The organism is Xanthomarina arctica (assembly GCF_014638915.1).
In the GTDB taxonomy this organism is placed as follows: Bacteria; Bacteroidota; Bacteroidia; order Flavobacteriales; family Flavobacteriaceae; genus Xanthomarina; species Xanthomarina arctica.
In genome coordinates this window covers 1-22507 of the sequence record NZ_BMFQ01000002.1, presented here as the reverse complement: position 1 = coordinate 22507, position 22507 = coordinate 1, and the positions used below count along the sequence as shown (strand labels likewise).

The following is a 22507-nucleotide window of genomic DNA, read 5'->3' as shown; positions in this document are numbered from 1 at the left end:
AAAACTATTTATTGATTCCTTGCGCCGACAAATATCTTTGATATTCTCTAGCATTGGCATTGTGTTGACTTAAAGTCTTTGCGAATTTGTGGTATCCCAGTTTGCTAGCATCTGCAGCAAAATAAAAATAACTATGGGTTTCAGGATTTAAAACAGCATCGATAGCTGTAATGTCTGGCATGGTAATAAGCCCTGGAGGTAAACCAGCATACATATACGTATTGTATGGAGAATCAATTTCTTTATGAACGTTTAAAACACGCTTAATAATCACGTTTTGATATTCTGGTAATTGGTATGCAGAAAATTTTAATGTAGGATCCGCTTGTAAAGGCATTCCAATACGCAACCTATTTAAATAAACACCAGCAATTCTAGGCTGTTCGACTGCTTGTTTGGATTCTTCATGAACAATTGAAGCTAAAGTGATAACCTCATTTTCTGTTAAACCAAGAGCTTTAGCTTTGGCTTTTCTGCTATCATTCCAAAAACGACTGTATTCTTTCAACATTCTCTCCCTAAACTCAATAGAAGACGTGTTCCAGAAAAATTCATAACTATTAGGGACATACATGCCAAGAGCTGTAGCCTTAGTAAACGAGTTTCTAGCTAGAAATGCTTCGTCGTTCATTGCTTCTACTAACTTCAAACTATCTGCTTCAATTTGCATGGAAATTCTTCCTGCAAGAGCTGTTAGATTTGGCTGATTGTTAAAAGCCAGCTTTAAAGGGATATTTTTACTTCTTATAGAATTAATAATATCATTATTGCTCATGCCTTTTTTAATAATATAACGCCCAGCTTTAATATTGGTGATATATTTTTTTTGTTTTGCTAAAGCATCAAACTTTTCAATATCTTTTAATAAAGGTTTTAATTGTTCCCTAACATCGGTGTAAGTTCCATTTGTAGCAATATAAATATAAGCTTGTTCGTTATTAAAAGACGTGTTGTTAACTAGCATAACGCCATATACATAATTTGCAAATAAGCCAGCAAAAACAAGTCCAATTAGAAGAACTGCGAGAAGAATTTTTTTAATATACATTAATTAATACGTTGAAGTAAATATTCGTTTTTATAGGAACCATTAACAAGATTCCAATCTTTTTTTAATCCTATTATTTGAAATCCATGTTTTGTAAATAGCTTAAGACTTGCTTCATTATCTTCAGAAATATTACAATACAATTGATGCAAATTTAAATGTGTTTTACAATATTGAATTAACAATTCTAAAGCTTCGTTCCCAATTCCTTTTTGTCTTTCAGTAGTTTCTTTAATTAGAACACCAACCCCTGCTCTACTATTTTTAAAATCGAAATCGAAAAGGTCTATCATTCCAAGCGCAATATTACTATAATTTGAAATAACTAAACGCAATTGTTTGACTTCAAAAATATCTTTATGGGCATTTTCAAGATACTGTTTAATTAAAAATCTAGAATAGGGTGTTTGTGTACTACTAATTTCCCAAACAGATTCGTCATTTTCTATGGTATGAATAAACTCTAAATCTTCCGGTTCCAGAGCTCTTAAATAAATGTCTTTCCCTTTTAATGTTACCATGAAATAGTTCCTTTAAACACGTGAGTTGCCGGACCAATAAGCCAAACGTTTTTATAAATACTATCTTGTTTGTCGAATGACACTTGTAGTTTCCCTCCTTCAGTTTCAAGGCTTATCAAATTGCTTTTAGTTTTTCCAGTTTCAAACATGGCTAAAGCTACAGCAGTAACGCCAGTGCCACAAGATAAAGTTTCATCTTCGACACCGCGCTCATAGGTTCTAACTTGAAATGTGTTTTCTGAAAGTTGCTTCACAAAATTCACGTTGGTTCCTGCTTCATTATAAGGTTGTCCGTAACGGATTTTTGAACCAACTTCTTTAATTGCCAAGTCATGAATGTTATTTTCCATTTGAACATGATGTGGCGAACCTGTATTCAAATACACATAGTCTTTATTGTTTTCAATAGAAACAACATCCTGCATTTGCAATTTCACCAAATCGTTTTCAATAATCGCATGATGCAAACCGTCAACGGCTTCAAAAGATGCTTTGTTTTTAATAATACCCAGAAAATTTGCGAAAGCAACTAAACAACGACCGCCATTTCCACACATGGAACTTTCATTTCCATCGGCATTATAATAGACCATTTTAAAATCTAGTTCAGGATGATTCTCCAATAATATAAGACCATCGGCTCCAACACCAAAACGTCTGTCGCAGAGTTTGGCAACCAACTTGGTATTATTCTTGTCGAATTCTTGTAAACGATTATCAATCATGACAAAATCGTTTCCAGTCCCTTGATATTTGTAAAATAAAATTTCCATATACTCAGCAAATATAAGAATTAACATGATTAATTCTCTTGTTAAAGACACGTTAAATGTGACGTTAAAAATCGTTAAAACACAAAGAGCAATTCAATAAAAAATTAATTTTATAGTTATAACATTTATTCTCAACTCATATAAGATTTCCGTGTACGCGGAAATAAAAAAAATAATTATTTATGAAAAAAATAGCAACTTTAGTTTTAGTTTCTGTCTTAGGAGGCATTATAACACTTTCAGCTTACAAACTGTTTTTAGAAAAAGACAATATAAATCCAACAACTCAAGCTAATACATCTCTTTCAGCATTTCCAGTGAGTAATTTTTCTAACTCAGGTTTTATTCCTGAAAATACTGTGGATTTTACAAGTGCAGCCGAAAAAACAGTTCATACCGTTGTACACGTAAAAAACACAACTACAGGGAATTCCGGACAAATGACTTTTGAAGATTTATTCTACGGAAGATCCTCACAACGTCCTCAAATTGGTACTGGTTCTGGGGTTATTATTTCACCAGACGGTTATATTATTACAAATAATCATGTGATTTCAGGTTCAAGTTCTTTATTAATTACTTTAAATGATAATAGTACTTACGAAGCAAAGATTATTGGAACGGACGATAAAACAGATATTGCTTTATTGAAAATAGAAGCGGGAGACGATTTGCCTTACACAACATTTGGTGATAGCGATCAGGCAAAAATTGGAGAATGGGTTCTAGCCGTTGGAAATCCGTTTAACTTAACTTCTACAGTAACAGCCGGTATTATAAGCGCCAAATCCAGAGATTTAACTGGAGGAAGAAACACACAATCTTTTATACAAACAGATGCGGCTGTAAATCCAGGAAATTCTGGTGGTGCTTTGGTAAATTCTAATGGCGATTTAATAGGAATTAATACAGCTATATCATCTCAAACAGGTTCTTATATAGGGTATTCTTTTGCTGTTCCAAGTAATATTGCAAGAAAGGTAGTTGAAGATATTATGGAATATGGGAATGTGCAAAATGGCATTTTAGGAGTTACTGGCGGTGCGTTAAACAGTGGATTTGCAGAAAGATTAAGCGTTAATGAAACCGAAGGATTCTATATAGATTCTGTAGATGAAAATTCTGGTGCTTATGAAGCTGGATTGGAAACTGGTGATATCATCATAAAAATAGACCGTGTTAAAATTTCTAAATTTTCAGATTTAACGGGTTATTTAAGTACCAAACGTCCGGATGATGTGGTTCATGTTAGCTACCTTAGAAATGGCAATTTAAAAGAAGTCCCTGTTACTTTAGTTAGAAATCAAACCTACACCATTCCACAATTAGGTATTGTGAAAAATGCATCTAAAGAAGAATTGAAAAAATACAACACATCTAATGGTGTTAAAATATCTGTCTTGGGTGAAAGCTATTCTAAATACCTAAGAGCCAATGGGGTTCAAGAAGGAGACATTGTTACTTCTATTAACAATATTAAGGTAGCCAATGTAGACGATGTACAGGAAATAATTAGAAACAAACCCGTATCTGAACCATTGCGTATTGAACTTATTAATTCAAGAGGCGAAATGGAACGCTATAATTTTAATTAATAGCATTTATAAAACAAATCAATCCTTCAGAAAATTCTGAAGGATTTTTAATTTAAGAAACCTAAGTCAAATACGACTTAAATATCCTATTTTTGCAACTAAATTCAACGAAGCAATTTGCTCCTTGAAAATTATTTAACAACACACTAAAAATTACAACCAATGAGTTTTAACGAGACTTATGAGAACGAATTAGCTTTTCAAGCAGATAGAAGAAAAGCGACTGTAGAGTTTATTAAAATAATAAGCGATCTATGGTACGACAAATCTATTGAATTGGTACTTTTTAGAAACCAATTAATAGATAGAAACGTTAGTCAAATTCTAAATTTGCATGAATATGCAGGTGAATTTGTACAAAAACCAATTTCTATTTTCGATTCTGTTGAAATAGCACAAGCTATTCAAACTCTAGATTTGCCACCTGCTAAACTAGATATTGGTAAATTAACTTATGAATATCATTTAGAAGAGAAAAAGTATAACAATGCATTGGCATTTGTTGCAGAAAAATTAAAAGACGCCAACAAAGAAAATGGTATAAAACCTAAAGATGTCGTTCTTTATGGTTTTGGTAGAATTGGACGTTTGGTTGCTCGTGAATTGATGACACGCACAGGAAAAGGAAGTCAGTTACGTTTAAGAGCCATTGTAACTCGTGGTGCCATAGACCAAACTGTTTTAGAAAAAAGAGCTTCTCTTTTAAGAAATGACTCTGTTCATGGCGATTTCTCTGGAACAGTAATAGCAGACTTAAAAAATAGTGCTTTAATTATTAACGGAACTACAGTAAACATTATTTCCGCTAATAATCCAGAAGATATTGACTATACAAAATATGGAATAAATAATGCTTTAGTAATTGATAACACTGGAGCTTTTAGAGACAACGAAGCTTTAAGCAGACATTTAACTTCTAAAGGTGTTGATAAAGTATTGCTTACAGCTCCTGGAAAAGGTGTTCCAAATATTGTTCATGGTGTGAATCATTTAGATCATAATCCAGATAAAGTTGATATTTTCTCTGCAGCATCTTGTACAACCAATGCTATTACTCCTATTTTAAAAGCTATTGAAGATTCTCTTGGCGTTAAAAGTGGACATCTTGAAACGATTCATGCATATACAAACGACCAGAATTTAGTAGATAATTTCCATAGTAAATACCGTCGTGGACGTGCTGCGGCATTAAACATGGTTATTACAGAAACTGGAGCTGGAAGTGCTGTTGCAAAAGCATTACCTTCTCTTGAAGGTAAATTAACATCTAATGCTATTCGTGTTCCTGTTCCTAATGGATCTTTAGCTATTTTATGCTTAGAATTAGATAAAAAGACTTCTGTTGAAGGCGTCAATTCTATTATCAAAAAATATGCTCTTGAAGGGAATTTAGTAGAACAAATTAAATATGAAATGAGCGATGAGCTTGTTTCTAGTGATATTGTTGGATGTTCTGCTCCTTCAATTTACGATAGCAAAGCAACTATAGTAAGGAAAGATGGTAAAAATGTCTTGTTATATATTTGGTATGATAATGAGTATGGTTACAGCCATCAAGTTATCAGATTAGCTAAATATATTGCTAAGGTTAGACGTTATACATATTATTAGTGGTTAAAATAAACTGCATAAAAATCTCGTTTTTAATTAAACGAGATTTTTTTTGGGCCTTACGCAACCTTTCGGTGTTTACAGTATCTATTAATTAAACACCAATACCAAACTATGAAAAACATACTAACCACAGTTTTAATCTATATCGGATTATTAAGTTTATCTGGATGTTTTGGATACTCCCAAGACGACGACGTTACATATCCGCCATACCAAAACCTATACGAACCCATACTCATAACACGTGCTGAATTTGAATCCTCTATAGAATTATTACCAGCTAGAACAATTGTAAATTCAGGAAAAATTTATGTAAAAGACACGTTTCTTTTTATTAATGAAGTTCAAGAAGGGTTTCACATTATAAATAATACAAATCCTGAAAACCCCGAAAACATAGGGTTTTTAAAAGTTATTGGCTCATCAGATATGAGTATCAAGCAAAATAGCATTTACATTGATAATGCTTCAGATTTAATTGCGTTAAAGTTCACAGATTTATTTGATGCTATTGAAATTACCAAGCGCATTCCAAATATTTTCCCAAATCCATTTAGGGCCTCACCAGACTTTCAACAATACTATTACGAAGACGACCTTATTATTATAGGTTGGAGACTAATCAACTAATATAACTACTCATGAAAAAATATTTAATATTAATATTAATTGCCATATTATTTTCTTGCGATTCAGATTCTACAGATTCTTTTTCGGCATCTCCATCGTCCGCTGAAACCGGTCAAGGAGGTTCCCTGGCGCGTTTTACCATTCTAAATGATTATTTATATACCGTAGACCAACAATTTATGACTGTCTTCAATATTTCTAATCCCGAACAACCCGTACAAGTAAACACTGTTCATATTGGATTTGATATAGAAACTCTTTTTAATTACAAGGAGTATCTTTATATAGGTTCTAGAAATGGTATGTTTATTTATAATATTTCAAATCCTGAATCTCCAGAATATTTATCTGAAGTTAATCATTTTACAGCTTGCGATCCAGTAGTTGCAAACGACAACTTTGCTTTTGTTACCCTTCATTCAGATACTGGATGTGGAAACAATGTAAATAGACTTGAAATTTATGATATTTCAGATATTCTAAATCCAGTTTTAATTTCAGACAGAAATCTTATGAAGCCTATTGGTTTAGGTTTATATAACAATTATTTATTTGTTTGCGACGACGAGGTCAAGATCTTTGATATTTCAGATCCCGAAAATTCTCAACTAGTACATAGCATCAACAGAAATGCTTTCGACGTAATAATTCAAAATAATTTGCTCATTTTAATTGGTGAAAATGGCTTGTATCAGTACAGCTTAGACATGAATAATATTGAGAATATTAATGAATTAAGCCAACTCAACATCTAAAAACCAATTACGTTCGTATATAAATCAGCCTCATTGCATGAGGCTTTTTCATAAATGGTAATTATATCTAAACTTAATTCCTTATTTTCGTCATTATAAACATTCAAAATCAATAAGCAATCCCAAATGAATATTTTTAAACTTTTCGCTATTTCAGCACTTATACTTAGTAGTTTCAACACACTGAACGCGCAAACGGATACTGACGAGGAAGAAGATAAATTATCTTTAAACAACAGTACAATTAATAATCAATTTGAATATGTGCTTCAAAAATCTGGTGATTTTCGAGGTACAAATGGTCAAATGTATGAAGCTGTAAAACGTAGTATGATTACTACTTTACAAGCACATACTAACGATTCATTAAAAACTATACGTGAGAATTTAGCCGACACAAAAGCAATTGTTATTAATCAGGCTACGGAAATTACCGATTTAAAATCGAATCTTACCAACACCCAAAATAGTTTAGACAAAACTACAGGAGAAAAAAACAACATGTCTTTGTTTGGATTACAAATGAGCAAATCTAACTACAATGTGTTAATGTGGTCTATTATTGGTGTGTTATTGGCTTTGTTATTATTTTTTATATATAAATTCAAAAACAGTCATTTAATAACTAAAGATGCCAAAAATGCATTAGAAGAAATTGAAGATGAATTTGAAGAACACAGAAAAGTGGCTTTAGAACGAGAACAAAAAGTAAGACGTCAGTTGCAAGACGAATTGAACAAGCAAAAAGGGAATTAACAACCTATTTTTCTATAATTATATTAAAAATCTGTAAATTCACGTTTACAGATTTTTTTTATGACCATTTTAAAAGCACAGATAGAACACCTAGAGAATTTAACTCCATTGTTTGATGGCTATCGTGTGTTCTATGAGCAAGATTCGGACGTAGTTAGATCCAAACAATTTTTATTCGAAAGATTAAAAAATAAGGATTCTATTATTTTTATAGCCTACCTCGAAAACATTGCCGTTGGATTTACACAATTATATCCTTTGTTCTCTTCAGTAACCATGGAATCTATGTACTTATTAAACGATTTATATGTTGATGGGAATAATCGTGGAAAAGGTATTGGTGAAGCTCTTATTAATAAGTCAAAAACCTATTGTAAAGAAAATAACCTAAAAGGCTTGGCTATTCAAACAGCATTTGATAATCCAGCCCAGCATTTGTACCAGCGCTTAGGTTTTAGGAAAGATCCAGATCTACATTTCTTTTGGACAAATAATTAAAATTCGAACTTCGATTAATTTTAAGATGTATTTTCGGAATTCACTTAATATAAGATACAATGTAAATGAGTTTACAGACCAAAATAATCATTTTGTTTTTTTGCCTTTTAAAACTAACGCTTCATCTAATAGCAGATAGTCATTCAGGTTTTCAAGGAGACGAATTATTACATATTGAAGCTGGAAAACACCTTGCTTTTGGTTATATGGAATTCCCTCCACTTATTGGTGTGCTTGCATTTATTCAAAATTTATTTCAATCGAATTCTGTTTTTGTACATCATCTCTTTTCTCACCTAGCTTCCATACTTATTATAGTCTATGTAGCGAAAATCACTCTAGAACTAGGTGGCAAAAACAAAGCCATCTTTTTAGTTCTGTTAGCTATTATTATTGCTCCTAGTTTTGGTCGCTCTCAACAACTTTTTCAACCAGTTGTTTTTAGTCAGTTATTCTGTATTTTAGGGTTTTATCAACTTATTAAATTTGTAAAATATCTTGACAGGAAATCTTTATGGTATCTCACTTTATTCTGCATTTTAGGATTTTCAACTAAATACGATACTATCTTTTTCCTTTTTGGTCTTTCGAGTTTGTTGCTTTTTAAAAGAACCAGAGACGCATTGCTAAAAAACAAATTCTGGTATAACATCCTTGTCTTCCTTCTATGTATTACACCAAATATCATTTGGCAATATGCTAATGATTTCCCTTTATTTCAGATGACAGAAAGACTTTATGAAACTCAACTGGATCATATAACTAGGTTGCAAAATCTAATTGATCTTCTAATTTCAATTAACCCCATAACATCTTTATTTTTAGTAATACCTGCCATTTGGTATCTCTTCTTCAATAAAGACAAAAATGTAGTGACCATACTGGCTGTTGCCATTGGCTTATCTTTTCTGTTACTTTTTTACAAAAACGGCAAAGGCTATTATTTCTATCCTATAATTTTAACACTGATACCTTTTGGAGCCATTTTTTTAGAAAACACTTTTATGACTAAAAAGAAATGGGCCATATATCCTATAACTATTATTTTCCTTTTTGGTGCCATACTTATTCCCTTTGGAATGCCAGTATATAGTTTTGATAGGTATCTAGACAAAGTATATCCATTTGAAGCAAAAGAAATTGAAGGTGGTGAATTCGTGGTTAAATACGATGAATATTATTCCCAAGAAAAATGGAAAACAACCATGCAAGAATTAGCCTTGGCATATCAAAGTTTATCAGAAAATGAAAAGCAATATTGTTCTATTTGGGGAAAACATTATGGACAAGCCGGAGCTGTAAATCTATATGGTGAAGGGTATCACCTTCCCAAAGCCTTTTCTTTTCATGGAAGCTTTTATAGTTGGGTACCTAATGGTAAAATGCCGAATACTATAATTGCATTAAGTTATCAAGTGGGAGATTTTTTTGACCCCTATTTTCAAAGTGTCACTTTAGTTAAAACTATTTACAATCCCTATGTTGCTAACGAAGAGGAACTGTATCAGAACATTTATATCTGTAAAAACCCGAAACAAGATTTTAATAGGATGAAAGAATTGTTTAGCAGAAGAATTTTTGAGTAAATCTTCATACTAAAAAATCTAACTTAAGGTCATAACACGAAATTCCATAAAACATTTCAGTTATATTTGCACTTCTAAAATCTTATCATGCGTATAGATATCATTACTGTTTTACCAGAACTACTAAAAAGTCCATTTGAAGCTTCTATTTTAAAACGAGCTATTGAAGCAGATTTAGTAGAAGTCCATTTTCACAATTTAAGAGATTTTACAACAGACAATCATAAAACTATAGACGATTATCAATTTGGTGGCGGTGCAGGTATGGTTATGATGGTAGAACCAATTGACAAATGCATAACAAAATTAAAATCTGAAAGAGAGTATCACGAGGTTATTTACATGACTCCTGATGGAGAAACCTTAAATCAAAGTATTGCCAATCAATTATCTTTAAAAGAAAACATTATCATTCTTTGTGGACATTATAAAGGTGTGGACCAACGCGTTCGCGATCATTTTATAACCCGAGAAATCTCGATTGGAGATTATGTGCTTTCAGGAGGAGAACTTGGAGCAGCTGTATTATGCGATGCTATCATTCGATTAATCCCTGGAGTTTTAGGGAATGAAACATCCGCATTAACCGATTCTTTTCAAGATGATTTATTAGCGCCCCCAATTTATACTCGTCCAAGAGACTATAAAGGCTGGAAAGTTCCTGAACTCTTGTTTAGTGGGAATTTCCCTGAAATAGAAAAATGGCGTGAAGAAAAAGCATACGAGCATACAAAAAATAGACGTCCAGATTTACTTAAAGATGAACTTTAAGAAATTCCAAAACTCAAAAAAGAAATTCCAAAAAATGCCTAATATTAATATCAAAATTTCATTATTGGAATTTGGAATTTATAATTTGTTATTTGAATAAAATAACTATATTTGCACCCAATTTCGAGTTAACCTCTGGCGAGAATCGTGAATGTTGTTTCGAATTAATTATAATTAAATAAAAGATATGGAATCTTTAGTAAAATTTGTACAAGACGAATTTGTAACAAAAAAAGATTTTCCAGAGTTTAGCGCTGGAGACACAATTACAGTATACTACGAAATTAGAGAGGGTGAAAAAGTTCGTACCCAGTTCTTTAGAGGAGTAGTAATCCAAAAAAGAGGTTCTGGAGCTTCTGAGACATTTACAATTAGAAAAATGTCTGGAACAATAGGTGTAGAACGTATTATACCTGTAAACATGCCAGCCCTTCAAAAAATTGAAGTGAATAAAAAAGGTAAAGTTCGTAGAGCTCGTATCTATTACTTCAGAGGTCTTACTGGTAAAAAAGCAAGAATCAAAGAAAAAATGAGACGTTAATAAACGTTTAATAACTTTAGAAAGCCCTGTAGATACAGGGCTTTTTTTATTAACAAAAGTTAATAACTCCGGTTCATAAGTTGTTGATATCTAATATGTTAAAAATATTGTTTTTTACACCTTCTTGATGTATCTTAGCTAAAGAATTTATAAACAACGTTAAGTTGGTTTCATGAAAATGAATTAGTTATAGAATTTTTTTTAAATAAAAACGTTCTTATTTATAATTGTTTTTTGAGGTTTTAAGGTGACATGTGTAAAAACATGTTAAACTAAGAAATCAAGATACTTTTAAAAGTGTTGTTTGTTCAGTCAGTCAATAACTAAAAAAGTTGAAAGTTTTTAATAGAGAGTATATGCGAAAGCAGATACTTCTTTAGAAAGCAATGATTGGATAGCTTGTTATTCGTGAAAACGATTTACAAAAAGAAAATCATCAAGAAAAACAGTTAATCAGAAACATTTCGGCAACATGTCAATACATTTTGAAAGTTGCATCAACGATTGTTTCTTTTTGAAATAGAAACCCTTGAATTGAAAGGTATAGATGAAAATTTATACTATTTAGTAGCAATACTAGATTAGATCATGTAAACTATTTCAAAGAAAGCCATGTCAGATATAGATTTACTTCTATTGTGATATGGCTTTTGTTTTTATATAAACATGCTATCTTTGGTTTTCCAATAACCTATATTAAGAATGAACCTTCCACTTGTTTTAGACCAGACTTACACAAAAGTAGATTATACCATAAAGGAGCTCCCAAAAGCAGAATATGATAATTGCATTTTTATAGATTGTAATTTTTCAGAATCATATCTATCAAGCATTACTTTTACAGAATGCGAATTCATTTCCTGCAATTTAAGTAGTACCAAAGTTAAAAATACAACGTTTAAAGATGTGGTATTTACCGAATGCAAATTACTGGGTATTCTTTTTAACGACTGCAATTCCTTTTTAATGTCATTTTCATTTAATCAATCCAACCTGGGTTTTGCTTCCTTTTATAAGTGCAATCTTAATAAAACAAGTTTCAATAATTGTCAGTTAGAAAACATTGATTTCTCCGAAGCTAATTTGAGCCAAGCGAAGTTTTTAGAATGTAATTTAAATCAAAGTGTTTTCAACAACTGTAATTTGGAAAAAGCAGATTTTAGAACTTCGTATAATTTTCATATAAATCCAGAGTTTAATAATCTTAAACAAGCTAAGTTTTCCAAAGAAGGTGCCTTAAACCTATTAAAATCCTATAATCTTGATATAGAATAATCAAAATCATCAAGAAACAATTCCCTTTTTTATCAACTTCATAAAATAAGCGTGTTTCAAGCAATCTTCATTAAAAACTACTTGAAAATTCATATATTTGCATGGCTTAAAAATTAAGCAAATTCTATTAAATAAAACTAAAAATTCTTATGGCAAATACATCTACAATAATTTATACCAAAACAGATGAAGCTCCAGCTCTAGCAACATATTCTTTTTTACCAATTGTTAAAGCGTTTACAAAACCAACAGGAGTTAATGTAGAAACAAAAGACATATCTTTAGCTAATAGAATCTTAGCTGTTTTTCCTGACTTTTTAACTGATGATCAAAAAGTAAGTGATGATTTAGGGATTCTTGGGGAATTAGTAAACCAACCAGAAGCAAACATTATAAAGTTACCCAATATTAGCGCTTCTGTTCCGCAATTAAAGGATGCCATTGAAGAATTACAAGCCAAAGGTTTTAAAATTCCAAATTATCCAGACGTAACTAATAATGCTTCAGAAAAAGACATTCAATCTCGTTACGACAAAATAAAAGGTTCTGCTGTAAATCCAATTCTTCGTGAAGGAAATTCAGACAGACGTGCTCCAAAAGCAGTAAAAAATTACGCTAAGAAAAACCCACATTCTATGGGAGCTTGGTCTAAAGATTCTAAAACACATGTAGCAACCATGGGTGCTGGTGATTTTGAGCATAATGAAAAGTCGGTAACTTTAGACAAAGCCACTACTGTTTCCATTCAATTTAAAGGAAACAACGGTGAAACTGAGGCTTTGAAAAGCAACTTAAACCTTTTAGAAGGTGAAATTATAGATGCAACCGTTTTAAGCAAAAAAGCTCTAATTAAATTTTTAGAAGCTCAAATTAAAGATGCTAAAGATAAAGGTGTGCTTTTCTCTTTACACATGAAAGCAACCATGATGAAGGTGAGTGACCCAATTATTTTTGGTCATGCTGTAAAAGTGTTTTTTAAAGACTTATTTTCTAAACATGGGGAGACTTTTAAATCCCTTGGTGTAGATGTCAATAATGGTTTTGGAAATTTATTAGAAAAATTACAAGAACTTCCTACAGAAAAACGTCAAGAAATTGAGCAAGATATTGCAGCTACTTATAAAAATGGACCAGCCTTAGCAATGGTAAATAGCGACAAAGGTATTACCAATCTAAATGTACCAAGTGATGTTATTATCGATGCTTCCATGCCTGCTATGATTAGAACTTCTGGGCAAATGTGGAATGCTGAAGGAAAACTACAAGATACAAAAGCAGTTATTCCAGATAGTAGCTATGCTGGCATCTATTCTGCTACTATCGATTTCTGTAAAGAACATGGCGCTTTCGACCCTACCACAATGGGATCTGTTCCTAACGTAGGACTTATGGCTCAAAAAGCTGAAGAATATGGTTCTCACGATAAAACGTTCGAAATAAAATCTGATGGAACAGTTAGCGTAATTGATGCTTCTGGAAATACTTTAGTTGAACATACTGTAGAAGCTGGAGATATCTGGCGTATGTGCCAAGCTAAAGACGCTCCAATTCAAGATTGGGTAAAATTAGCCGTTACTAGAGCAAGAGCTTCTCAAACTCCTGCCGTTTTTTGGTTGGACAAAAATAGAGCTCACGATGCCGAATTAATCAAAAAAGTAAATCTATATTTAAAAGATCACGACACATCTGGATTGGATATTAGAATCCTATCTCCATTTGAAGCTACCAAATTCACTCTAGAAAGAGTCAAAGATGGAAAAGATACCATTTCTGTTTCAGGAAATGTATTAAGAGATTACTTAACAGACCTTTTTCCTATTTTAGAATTAGGGACAAGTGCTAAAATGCTTTCTATTGTACCACTAATGAATGGTGGTGGTTTATTCGAAACAGGAGCTGGTGGTTCTGCACCAAAACATGTGCAACAACTTTTAGAAGAAAACCATTTACGTTGGGATTCTTTAGGCGAATTTTTGGCACTAGCAGTTTCATTGGAACATTTATCTGAAGCCACAAACAACCCAAAAGCTCAAGTTCTTGCTGACGCTTTAGATCTTGCAACAGAAAAATTACTGGATAATAAAAAAGGACCTTCTAGAAAAGTTGGAGAATTAGACAATAGAGGAAGTCATTTTTATTTAGCAATGTATTGGGCTGAAGCTTTAGCAAAGCAAACAACAGATGCCGACTTACAAAAGACCTTCGCTCCTATTGCTAAAGAATTAATGGAAAAAGAAGAGCTTATTTTACAAGAATTAAATAACGTACAAGGTCATGCTGTAGATCTTGGTGGATATTATGAATTAAATGAAAAAGATACAAACCAAGTAATGAGACCAAGTAACACTTTTAACGATATTCTTCAATCAATCTAAAAAAGCTAATAATTTGTTTAAAAAAGCTCCTTTAAGGGGCTTTTTTTTATAACTTTAATGAATAATTTATAGATTAATGAAGCAAAGAATACTCTGGATATTTATACTTATTGGTTTCAACTTTCATAGCGTTTTCGCACAAGAAAAAATTACTGTGAGTGGTGTTATTTCTGATATCAGTAGTAACGAAACCCTTATTGGCGTTAATATTTTATTTCCTGAACTATCAACTGGAGCTACAACGAATGAATATGGCTTCTACTCCATCACGCTTCCTAAAGGCACCTATAATATGGTAATTAGTTATTTAGGTTATACAAACATTACCGAATCCATCGATCTAACCGAAAATATAACAAAAAATTATAGTCTAGTTGAATCTGCTGAAAGTCTGAATGAGATTGTAATTAACAACAATGTCGAAAAACTGAACATCAGGCAACCTCAAATGAGCATGAACACACTTTCTGCTAGTTCTATAAAAAAAATCCCTGTTGTTTTTGGGGAAGCAGATGTTATTAAAGCTATAACACTATTACCTGGTGTTACTACTGCCGGGGAAGGAGCTTCTGGGTTCAATGTGCGCGGTGGTGCTGCAGATCAAAACTTAATCTTACTAGATGAAGCAACTATTTATAATTCATCACATCTTTTTGGATTCTTTTCCGTTTTCAACCCAGATGCCATAAAAGATTTAAAATTATATAAAGGTGGAATTCCTGCTCGATATGGCGGACGTGTATCATCTGTATTAGATATTTATCAAAAAGAAGGGAATAGTAATGATTTCCATATGAACGGTGGTATCGGACTTATCTCAAGCAGATTATTAGCTGAAGGTCCTATAAAAAAAGGCGTAGGATCTTTTTTATTAGGAGGAAGAGCAACCTATGCCCATCTATTCTTACCTTTATTTGACATTGAAAACAAAGCCTATTTTTATGATTTAAACACAAAAATCAGTTATAAACTTAATGAGAATAATAATGTATTCTTATCTGGTTATTTTGGTCGGGACGTATTTAGTCTAAATGAAAGCTTTGTAAATACTTATGGAAATACTGTATTGAATTTTAGATGGAATCATCTTTTTTCAGATAAGCTGTTTTCAAATGCCTCTTTAATCTATTCCGATTATTATTACGGTTTGAACTTAGATTTTGTTGGTTTCAATTGGGATTCCGGGATAAGAAACTTTAATTTCAAATACGATTTTAAACATTATCTAAGCGATAAAATAAAATTACAATATGGATTAAACAGTATTTATCATAAATTTAATCCAGGTGAAATAACGCCTTCCTCATCAGATTCAGGAATAAATGCTGATAAACTAACTGATAAATATGCTTTTGAAAATGCTATTTATATAGATATTGAACAAAAGCTTTCAGATAAATTAATGGTTTCCTATGGTTTAAGATTTAGTACATTTTTACGTCTAGGACAAGATGAATTAAATATTTATGAAAATAATCAAGCCGTTGATTTTAATCAAGAACTTCAAATTTATGAAAAAGCAGACCCTATAGGTACTGAAAGTTATAAAAGAAGTGATGTTATAAAATCATTTGGGAATTTGGAACCTCGCATCTCATTGGCTTATGAATTAAATTATAATTCGTCCATCAAAGCAAGTTACAATAGACTAAGTCAGTATTTAAGTTTAATTTCAAATACCAGTTCCCCAACGCCTTTAGATATTTGGGCACCAGCTGGTAAATATATAGAACCACAAATTTTAGATCAAGTAGCCTTAGGGTATTTTAGAAACATTAAGGATAACACATTTTCTCTTGAAGTTGAAGCCTTCTATAAAATGGTAGACAATCGAATAGATTATATTGATGGAGCCGATTTGATTGCGAATAATGCCATCGAGCAAGTTATTTTAAATGGGGAAGCAAAAGCTTATGGGTTAGAAGTTTTATTTAGAAAAAATGAAGGTCGTTTTAACGGTTGGATTTCCTATACGCTTTCCAAATCTGAACAAAGAACACCAGGTAGAACACCAGAAGAACCTGGAATAAATGATGGAGAATGGTATGACACGCCTTACGATAAAACTCATGATATATCTATTGTGGGAAGTTATGATTTAAATGAAAAATGGAGCTTTAATGCCGATTTTATATTTCAAACAGGACAGCCTTTAACCTATCCAGATGCCCAATATGAATATAACGGGATATCGATTCCAAATTTCGGGCTACGTAATGAATATAGACTTCCAACTTATAACAGATTAGATATTTCTGCGACTTATACCCCAAAACCAGAAAAAAATAAGGGATGGCAAAGTGAATGGGTTTTTGGTATTTATAATGTTTATAACAGACAAAACGCCGCATCCATTACTTTTCAACAAAATAGTGATACGGGGGCAAACGAAGCTGTCCAATTATCCATTTTTGGTATTGTTCCTTCAATTTCATATAATTTCAAATTTTAATACAATGAGAATTCAATATATATATGTATTTATTTTATCCATTCTAGTCTTTTCTTGTGAAGAGGTCGTTGATGTAGATGTACCAACTTCAGAACCAAGGCTTGTAATCGATGCTTCTATAAATTGGTTAAAAGGCACTACAGGTAACGAACAAGCAATAATATTAACGTTGAGCGCTCCTTTTTTCGATAGTTCAGTACCACCTGCAAATAATGCACAAGTTTTGATTACAGATGAAAATAATAACATCTATGATTTTATTGAAGATGGCGATACGGGAATTTATAGAAACTCAAGTTTTGACCCCATTCTTAATGGAGTTTACAACCTTACTATTACTTACAACAATGAAACCTACGAGGCATCTGAAACATTATTAGCTGTACCTGAATTTGATTATGTTGAACAAAATCTGGAAGGTGGTTTTACAGGTGAAGACACAGAAATAAAAGCTTTTTTTACAGATCCAGCAGATCAAGAGAATTATTATTTTTTTGAATTTATTCCAAGCATTCCTGTCTCACCGTCTTTGGATACTTTTAAAGATGAATTTGTAAATGGGAACCAGATTTTCGGGTATTATGTGGAAGAAGATTTTGGACCTGGAGACGAAGTTATTATTAGAAATTATGGCGTATCAGAACGTTTTTATGAATTTATGTTCTTATTACTTCAACAAACTAGTAGCGGTGGTGGTGGTCCTTTTGAAACACAGCCAGCTACCGTAAGAGGGAATTGTTTTAATATAACAAATCAAGCCAATTATCCTTTTGGTTATTTCAGACTTTCAGAAGTTGCTGAAATAAATTATACAGTAGAAAACTAAATGCTGAAAATTCTGTATTTTTGAAGTATATGAATTTCACAAAAACAACTGAACAAGATTCTAATTTCGACCATCTGGAAAAGATGTCTGTTGAAGAATTACTAACTAATATTAATTCTGAGGATAAAACAGTTCCACTAGCTGTAGAAAAAGCCCTTCCACAAATTGAAAACCTTGTAAATCAAATTGTAGAAAAACTAAAAAATGGTGGTCGCTTATTCTATATAGGAGCTGGCACCAGTGGTCGCTTAGGAATTTTAGATGCTTCTGAATGCCCTCCTACTTTTGGAGTTTCTCACGATTTAGTTATTGGTTTATTAGCTGGAGGTGATATTGCCATTAGAAAAGCTGTGGAATTTGCCGAAGATTCTCTCACACAAGCTTGGGACGATTTACAAGCTCAGAATATTAATACTAAAGATATTGTTATAGGTATTGCGGCTTCTGGAACAACTCCTTACGTCATCGCTGGCTTAAAGATGTGCAATAAAAACAATATTGTTACTGGCTGCATTACATGTAACCATAAAAGCCCCTTGTCTCATACAGCTCAATTTCCAATTGAAGTAATTGTGGGTCCAGAATTTGTTACTGGAAGTTCTAGAATGAAAGCAGGAACTGCTCAGAAATTAGTCCTAAATATGATTACCACCACCACAATGATTAAATTAGGTCACATAAAAGGGAATAAAATGGTAGATATGCAACTAAGCAATAACAAGCTTGTTGAAAGAGGAACTCAAATGATTATGGCCGAACTAGATATTTCAAAAGTGGAAGCTCAAGAGCTACTAACCACCTATAAAAATGTTCGAGAAGCTATTAAAAACTACAAAAATGGAAACTAAAAGAACAAATAAAGACATTTTAGTAAAAGGATTAAAAAAAATGGGAATTTCTTTAGTTTGTATGTTTTTAGGCCCAACATTAATGTATATCGCTTTCAGCAATCAAGAAAAACCTCTTTATATACCACTCTTAATTCTTTCTATTTTAATTTGTGGCTTAGCAGTTTATTTAGCTTTTATGGGCTTGAAAACTATTATGGATAGTATGTTTTATAAAGCACCTAATTAATAGATTTCGATTTTGGAGTTGTAGGATTATATCCAAAGGAGTCATTTAAAACTTTTATATCTAAACCTTCAAAAATATAACTGATAATCGCATAATGATGAATGGTATGGCTGGTTGCCTGAGCCAATAAACCAGAAAACGTGTATTTTATTTCAGTTTTACCTAATCCTAAATCATCAGTAACATACACTATTCGATTTAAATCGGTTCCCTCCAAGGCTTTGATTTTTTCAATTACAACCTTATAATAGTTCAAAGCAATCTTACAATTAGTTTCAACATCCATATTTCGTTTTCGGGAAGTTAAATCTAGCGCCACGCTTTCTACCAAAATACAATCATAAAAATCTAATATGTGTCTAATATGAGAACCTACACTAGAATAATATGGTGGTATTGAAGCTGCACTTAACTGCTCGTTGGATAAAAAAGATAATATATTTCTAGTGTTTTCCAGATTTCTTAGAGTAGCTTGGATGATAATATTCATAGACACTAAAATAGTTAATAATTTGTAATTATTCCTGTTAGTATTAGAACCTTACAAAAAAATTATTTAGTTAGTGTTTCTAGAACCAACCTTAATTCACCATAAGAGTACTTATCATCCAATTGATGTTTTAAATCTGAAAGATTTTCAAAAGTTGTTTTAGGAATAATCTTTTTCAATTCTTTATAATGTACTTCAGACATAAGGTCTGTTATTTCAACCTCTTTTGTAGAGATAAAAGAGGACAAATGCCCAAAAATAGTGTTTTCGTTTAATTCTCTTTCTTTGGCAATTTGTGGAATTGTTTTACCAGATTTAAAAAGGTTTAGTGATAATTTCTTGGTATCTCCCTTTTCTTTTTTTGGTTCAGAAGTTTCTAAATCTGAGGTTTCGTCGGAAGTTTCAATATCATTATTCTCACAAAAGGAAGTGATAACTTTTAAAATAACATCTCCATATTTTTCCACGCGAATTTTCCCCATACCATTAACTTTTAATAGTTCCTTTTTTGTTGTAGGCAAGGTTTCACACATGTCGTATAATGCATTCTGAGTGAAAATTTGAAAATGAGCTAGATCATTATCTTTGGCTAAATCGTTTCTAAGAATTCGTAATTCTTCCACCAATTCCACATTTAAAGCACCTTCAGGAAGGTGTCTTTTTTGTTTCTTAGGTTTTTCCTTACTAACAAATGCAGATTTTGCCCTCAATTCCAAAAATGTATTGGTATTGTAACTTGTCGCTAAACCTTCAAAGTACAACTGCTTTATGGTTAAAAACTCTTCTATAATATCTATTTGATTAGTAAGATCTTTTTCAATGTCCTTATTGTCTGTGGAAAAATTGAAAGAATTTAAAGAGGCGACAATATATTTCTCGGTTTGAACTTTAAAATATTCTAGTGCTTTAATAAAACGTTCTTGAATTATTTTACTGTTATCAGGAATCTGTCCATCGGCAGAAATGCTTTTTAATTGTCCATGAAAACTATTAGCAACTTTTAAAAGTGGAATTATAGCTTGATCCTTAATAGTTAATATGGGTTCTTCAACCTTACCTTTAATACTATTTCTGTTCTTATAAAACACATCCAAAATCCGGTTTAATGGATATAGAAATTCATGAAAATTAAAAATTTCATGAATCGCGTCTAATTGGAAGTTTATACGTGAAAGATCTAAAGTACTCTGATTTGGTCTGTCCTCCTCAGAATTCTTATTGAATGTAGTAACATGACTATCACTAATAATCTGATTGGAATTAATTTTACTTTTAAGTACAAGACCTTCTAACGATTTACATCGACTTAATGCCACATAAGTTTGACCATGAGCAAAAGCACCTTGAGCATCAATAATCGCTTTTTCAAAAGTTAGACCTTGACTTTTATGAATGGTTATAGCCCAAGCCAACCTCAATGGGATTTGCGTAAAGGAACCAATTTTATTTTCAGTGATAGCCTTCGTATCTGTATCTACTGTGTAATTAATATTTTCCCAAATTTCAGGAGTGGTTACAATATTAAAATCATCATCCGGACATCTAACAACCACTTCATCTTTTGAAATTTCGATCACTTTCCCTATTTTTCCATTAAAATATCTCTTCTCTTGGGAACTATCATTTTTAATAAACATGACTTGTGCACCCACTTTCAATAATGAAATTTCATCATTAGGATAGGAATGTTCCGGAAATTTACCATCAATCTTTGCTTTGAAGCTAATTGCCTTAGAACTAATGTTATTTAATTCTTCAATATTAACTTGATCAGCTTTTCTATTATGAGTTGTTAGATATATATAGCCTTCTGAAGGGTTTGGTCTAAAATCTTCAATAAACCGTTTGTTTAATTCATCTGTAGAAGCTTGAGTAAGCGCATTGTTTCTTATTTCATTAAGAATATCAATAAACGTTTGATTAACCTGTCTGTAAACCATATTCAATTCAATAGTTACAGCATTACAAGCTTGAAAAGCATGACTACTAAAAAAGAAACCTGTTTTATAATAAGACTTTAAAAGACTCCATTCTTGATCTCTAATTACAGGTGAAAGTTGTTGTAAATCACCAATCATTAAAACCTGAACACCTCCAAAAACTTTAGTAGATTTTCTATAACGTTTTAAAACACGATCGATACCGTCTAATAGATCGGCACGCACCATACTAACTTCATCAATAATCAATAAATCTAAAGATTTGATTAAATTGATTTTATTCTTACTGAATTTTCTATTGAAGTTATTACTTGGCACATTAGACTCATCAGGCAATAAAGGACCAAAAGGCATTTGAAAAAATGAATGAATAGTTACCCCTTTCGCATTTATAGCAGCTACTCCAGTTGGAGCTACAACAATAAGACGTTTAAAAGATTCAGTCTTAATTTTATGCAAAAAAGTAGTCTTACCAGTGCCTGCTTTACCCGTTAAAAATATGTTTCTATTGGTATGATTGGCAAAGGACCAAGCTAAATCTAATTCTGGATTTTTCTTCAAAATATTAAGGTGTAAAATAATCAACGATAAATTTACAAAAAAGATTTAGATAAGTATTAATCCTTTTATATGGATATTGAATGGGGTTAATAATAGACAATAGTTCAGCCAAACATCTAAATTTATTACAAAAAAAATCCCGATTCAAAAAAATGAATCGGGATTCTAAAAAAGGCGATGACCTACTCTTCCACAAATGCAGTACCATCGGCGCTAATGGGCTTAACTTCTCTGTTCGGAATGGTAAGAGGTGAGCCCCATTGCAATAACCACCTTAAGTTATTGCTGGAGTGCTAAGATTAAACTTAACACTTTCAGCGTTCCAACATAAAATTGGAACAAATATCTTAACATATTGAAAAAAATAACATGAATTTTGTAATTTAATTGTACTTTATAAAAAGAACAGCTGTACAATAAGCC

At 31.9% G+C, this 22507-nt stretch carries 20 protein-coding genes and 1 rRNA gene; 15 read left to right on the top strand and 6 right to left on the bottom strand.

Annotation, left to right across the window (positions count from 1 at the left end; all coding sequences use genetic code 11):
- Positions 1-4: 4 nt before the first annotated feature.
- Genes mltG through dapF form a run of 3 tightly spaced genes read right to left on the bottom strand, consistent with a single transcriptional unit; the run spans position 5 to position 2342 of the window.
- Positions 5-1048 carry an endolytic transglycosylase MltG gene (gene mltG / locus IEV77_RS06480; protein ID WP_188463048.1) on the bottom strand — a complete coding sequence of 348 codons (1044 nt, stop codon included), beginning with the start codon at positions 1046-1048 and terminating at the stop codon, positions 5-7.
- The gene (locus IEV77_RS06475; protein WP_188463046.1) at positions 1048-1569 is read right to left on the bottom strand and encodes a GNAT family N-acetyltransferase; all 522 of its coding nucleotides are present in this window, start codon (positions 1567-1569) and stop codon (positions 1048-1050) included. Before IEV77_RS06475 ends, mltG begins: the two co-directional genes overlap by 1 nt.
- Positions 1563-2342 (bottom strand): diaminopimelate epimerase, encoded by a 780-nt coding sequence (dapF, locus tag IEV77_RS06470; RefSeq protein ID WP_188464795.1) that lies wholly within the window; start codon positions 2340-2342, stop codon positions 1563-1565. The genes IEV77_RS06475 and dapF overlap by 7 nt, the downstream gene beginning before the upstream one ends.
- Before the next feature lie 182 nt (positions 2343-2524).
- On the opposite strand from dapF, the gene IEV77_RS06465 reads away from it, so the two are divergent.
- From IEV77_RS06465 to IEV77_RS06395, 15 genes are all read left to right on the top strand, one after another.
- Positions 2525-3937 (top strand): trypsin-like peptidase domain-containing protein, encoded by a 1413-nt coding sequence (locus tag IEV77_RS06465; RefSeq protein ID WP_188463045.1) that lies wholly within the window; start codon positions 2525-2527, stop codon positions 3935-3937.
- 162 nt (positions 3938-4099) lie between these two features.
- A complete protein-coding gene (locus IEV77_RS06460; RefSeq protein WP_188463043.1) occupies positions 4100-5548 on the top strand; it encodes a glyceraldehyde-3-phosphate dehydrogenase in 1449 nt (482 codons plus the stop codon).
- A gap of 114 nt (positions 5549-5662) precedes the next feature.
- Positions 5663-6181, top strand: coding sequence for a hypothetical protein (locus IEV77_RS06455; protein WP_188463041.1), 519 nt, complete (start codon positions 5663-5665; stop codon positions 6179-6181).
- Between the two features lie 11 nt (positions 6182-6192).
- Positions 6193-6936, top strand: a complete 744-nt coding sequence (locus tag IEV77_RS06450) for an LVIVD repeat-containing protein (protein WP_188463039.1) — start codon at positions 6193-6195, stop codon at positions 6934-6936.
- Positions 6937-7062: 126 nt separating this feature from the next.
- Positions 7063-7692: a tRNA (guanine-N1)-methyltransferase gene (locus tag IEV77_RS06445; RefSeq protein ID WP_188463037.1), complete on the top strand. Its 630-nt coding sequence runs from the start codon at positions 7063-7065 to the stop codon at positions 7690-7692.
- 60 nt (positions 7693-7752) lie between these two features.
- Complete coding sequence (locus IEV77_RS06440; RefSeq protein ID WP_188463035.1) at positions 7753-8190, top strand: GNAT family N-acetyltransferase; 438 nt, start codon at positions 7753-7755, stop codon at positions 8188-8190.
- 65 nt (positions 8191-8255) lie between these two features.
- Positions 8256-9776 carry a glycosyltransferase family 39 protein gene (locus tag IEV77_RS06435; protein ID WP_188463033.1) on the top strand — a complete coding sequence of 507 codons (1521 nt, stop codon included), beginning with the start codon at positions 8256-8258 and terminating at the stop codon, positions 9774-9776.
- An 87-nt stretch (positions 9777-9863) separates the two neighbouring features.
- Positions 9864-10547, top strand: coding sequence for a tRNA (guanosine(37)-N1)-methyltransferase TrmD (trmD, locus tag IEV77_RS06430; protein ID WP_188463031.1), 684 nt, complete (start codon positions 9864-9866; stop codon positions 10545-10547).
- Between the two features lie 187 nt (positions 10548-10734).
- Positions 10735-11088: a 50S ribosomal protein L19 gene (gene rplS / locus IEV77_RS06425; RefSeq protein ID WP_188463030.1), complete on the top strand. Its 354-nt coding sequence runs from the start codon at positions 10735-10737 to the stop codon at positions 11086-11088.
- 702 nt (positions 11089-11790) lie between these two features.
- Positions 11791-12363, top strand: a complete 573-nt coding sequence (locus IEV77_RS06420; protein WP_188463028.1) for a pentapeptide repeat-containing protein — start codon at positions 11791-11793, stop codon at positions 12361-12363.
- Positions 12364-12512: 149 nt separating this feature from the next.
- The gene (locus IEV77_RS06415) at positions 12513-14738 is read left to right on the top strand and encodes an NADP-dependent isocitrate dehydrogenase (RefSeq protein WP_188463026.1); all 2226 of its coding nucleotides are present in this window, start codon (positions 12513-12515) and stop codon (positions 14736-14738) included.
- Between the two features lie 76 nt (positions 14739-14814).
- Positions 14815-17190: a TonB-dependent receptor gene (locus IEV77_RS06410; protein ID WP_188463024.1), complete on the top strand. Its 2376-nt coding sequence runs from the start codon at positions 14815-14817 to the stop codon at positions 17188-17190.
- Positions 17191-17194: 4 nt separating this feature from the next.
- Positions 17195-18016 (top strand): DUF4249 domain-containing protein, encoded by an 822-nt coding sequence (locus tag IEV77_RS06405; protein ID WP_188463022.1) that lies wholly within the window; start codon positions 17195-17197, stop codon positions 18014-18016.
- 29 nt (positions 18017-18045) lie between these two features.
- Complete coding sequence (murQ, locus tag IEV77_RS06400; protein ID WP_188463020.1) at positions 18046-18864, top strand: N-acetylmuramic acid 6-phosphate etherase; 819 nt, start codon at positions 18046-18048, stop codon at positions 18862-18864.
- Positions 18854-19093 carry a DUF6095 family protein gene (locus tag IEV77_RS06395; protein ID WP_229736597.1) on the top strand — a complete coding sequence of 80 codons (240 nt, stop codon included), beginning with the start codon at positions 18854-18856 and terminating at the stop codon, positions 19091-19093. The genes murQ and IEV77_RS06395 overlap by 11 nt, the downstream gene beginning before the upstream one ends.
- Here IEV77_RS06395 and IEV77_RS06390 read toward each other — a convergent pair.
- The 3 genes from IEV77_RS06390 to rrf form a co-directional block, all read right to left on the bottom strand.
- A complete protein-coding gene (locus IEV77_RS06390; RefSeq protein ID WP_188463018.1) occupies positions 19086-19583 on the bottom strand; it encodes a DinB family protein in 498 nt (165 codons plus the stop codon). The two genes, IEV77_RS06395 and IEV77_RS06390, sit on opposite strands and share 8 nt — an antisense overlap.
- 62 nt (positions 19584-19645) lie before the next feature.
- Entirely contained in the window at positions 19646-22084 is a 2439-nt protein-coding gene (locus IEV77_RS06385) for a helix-turn-helix domain-containing protein (RefSeq protein ID WP_188463016.1), read from the bottom strand.
- A gap of 169 nt (positions 22085-22253) precedes the next feature.
- A 5S ribosomal RNA gene (rrf, locus tag IEV77_RS06380) occupies positions 22254-22361 on the bottom strand.
- Positions 22362-22507 lie beyond the last annotated feature (146 nt).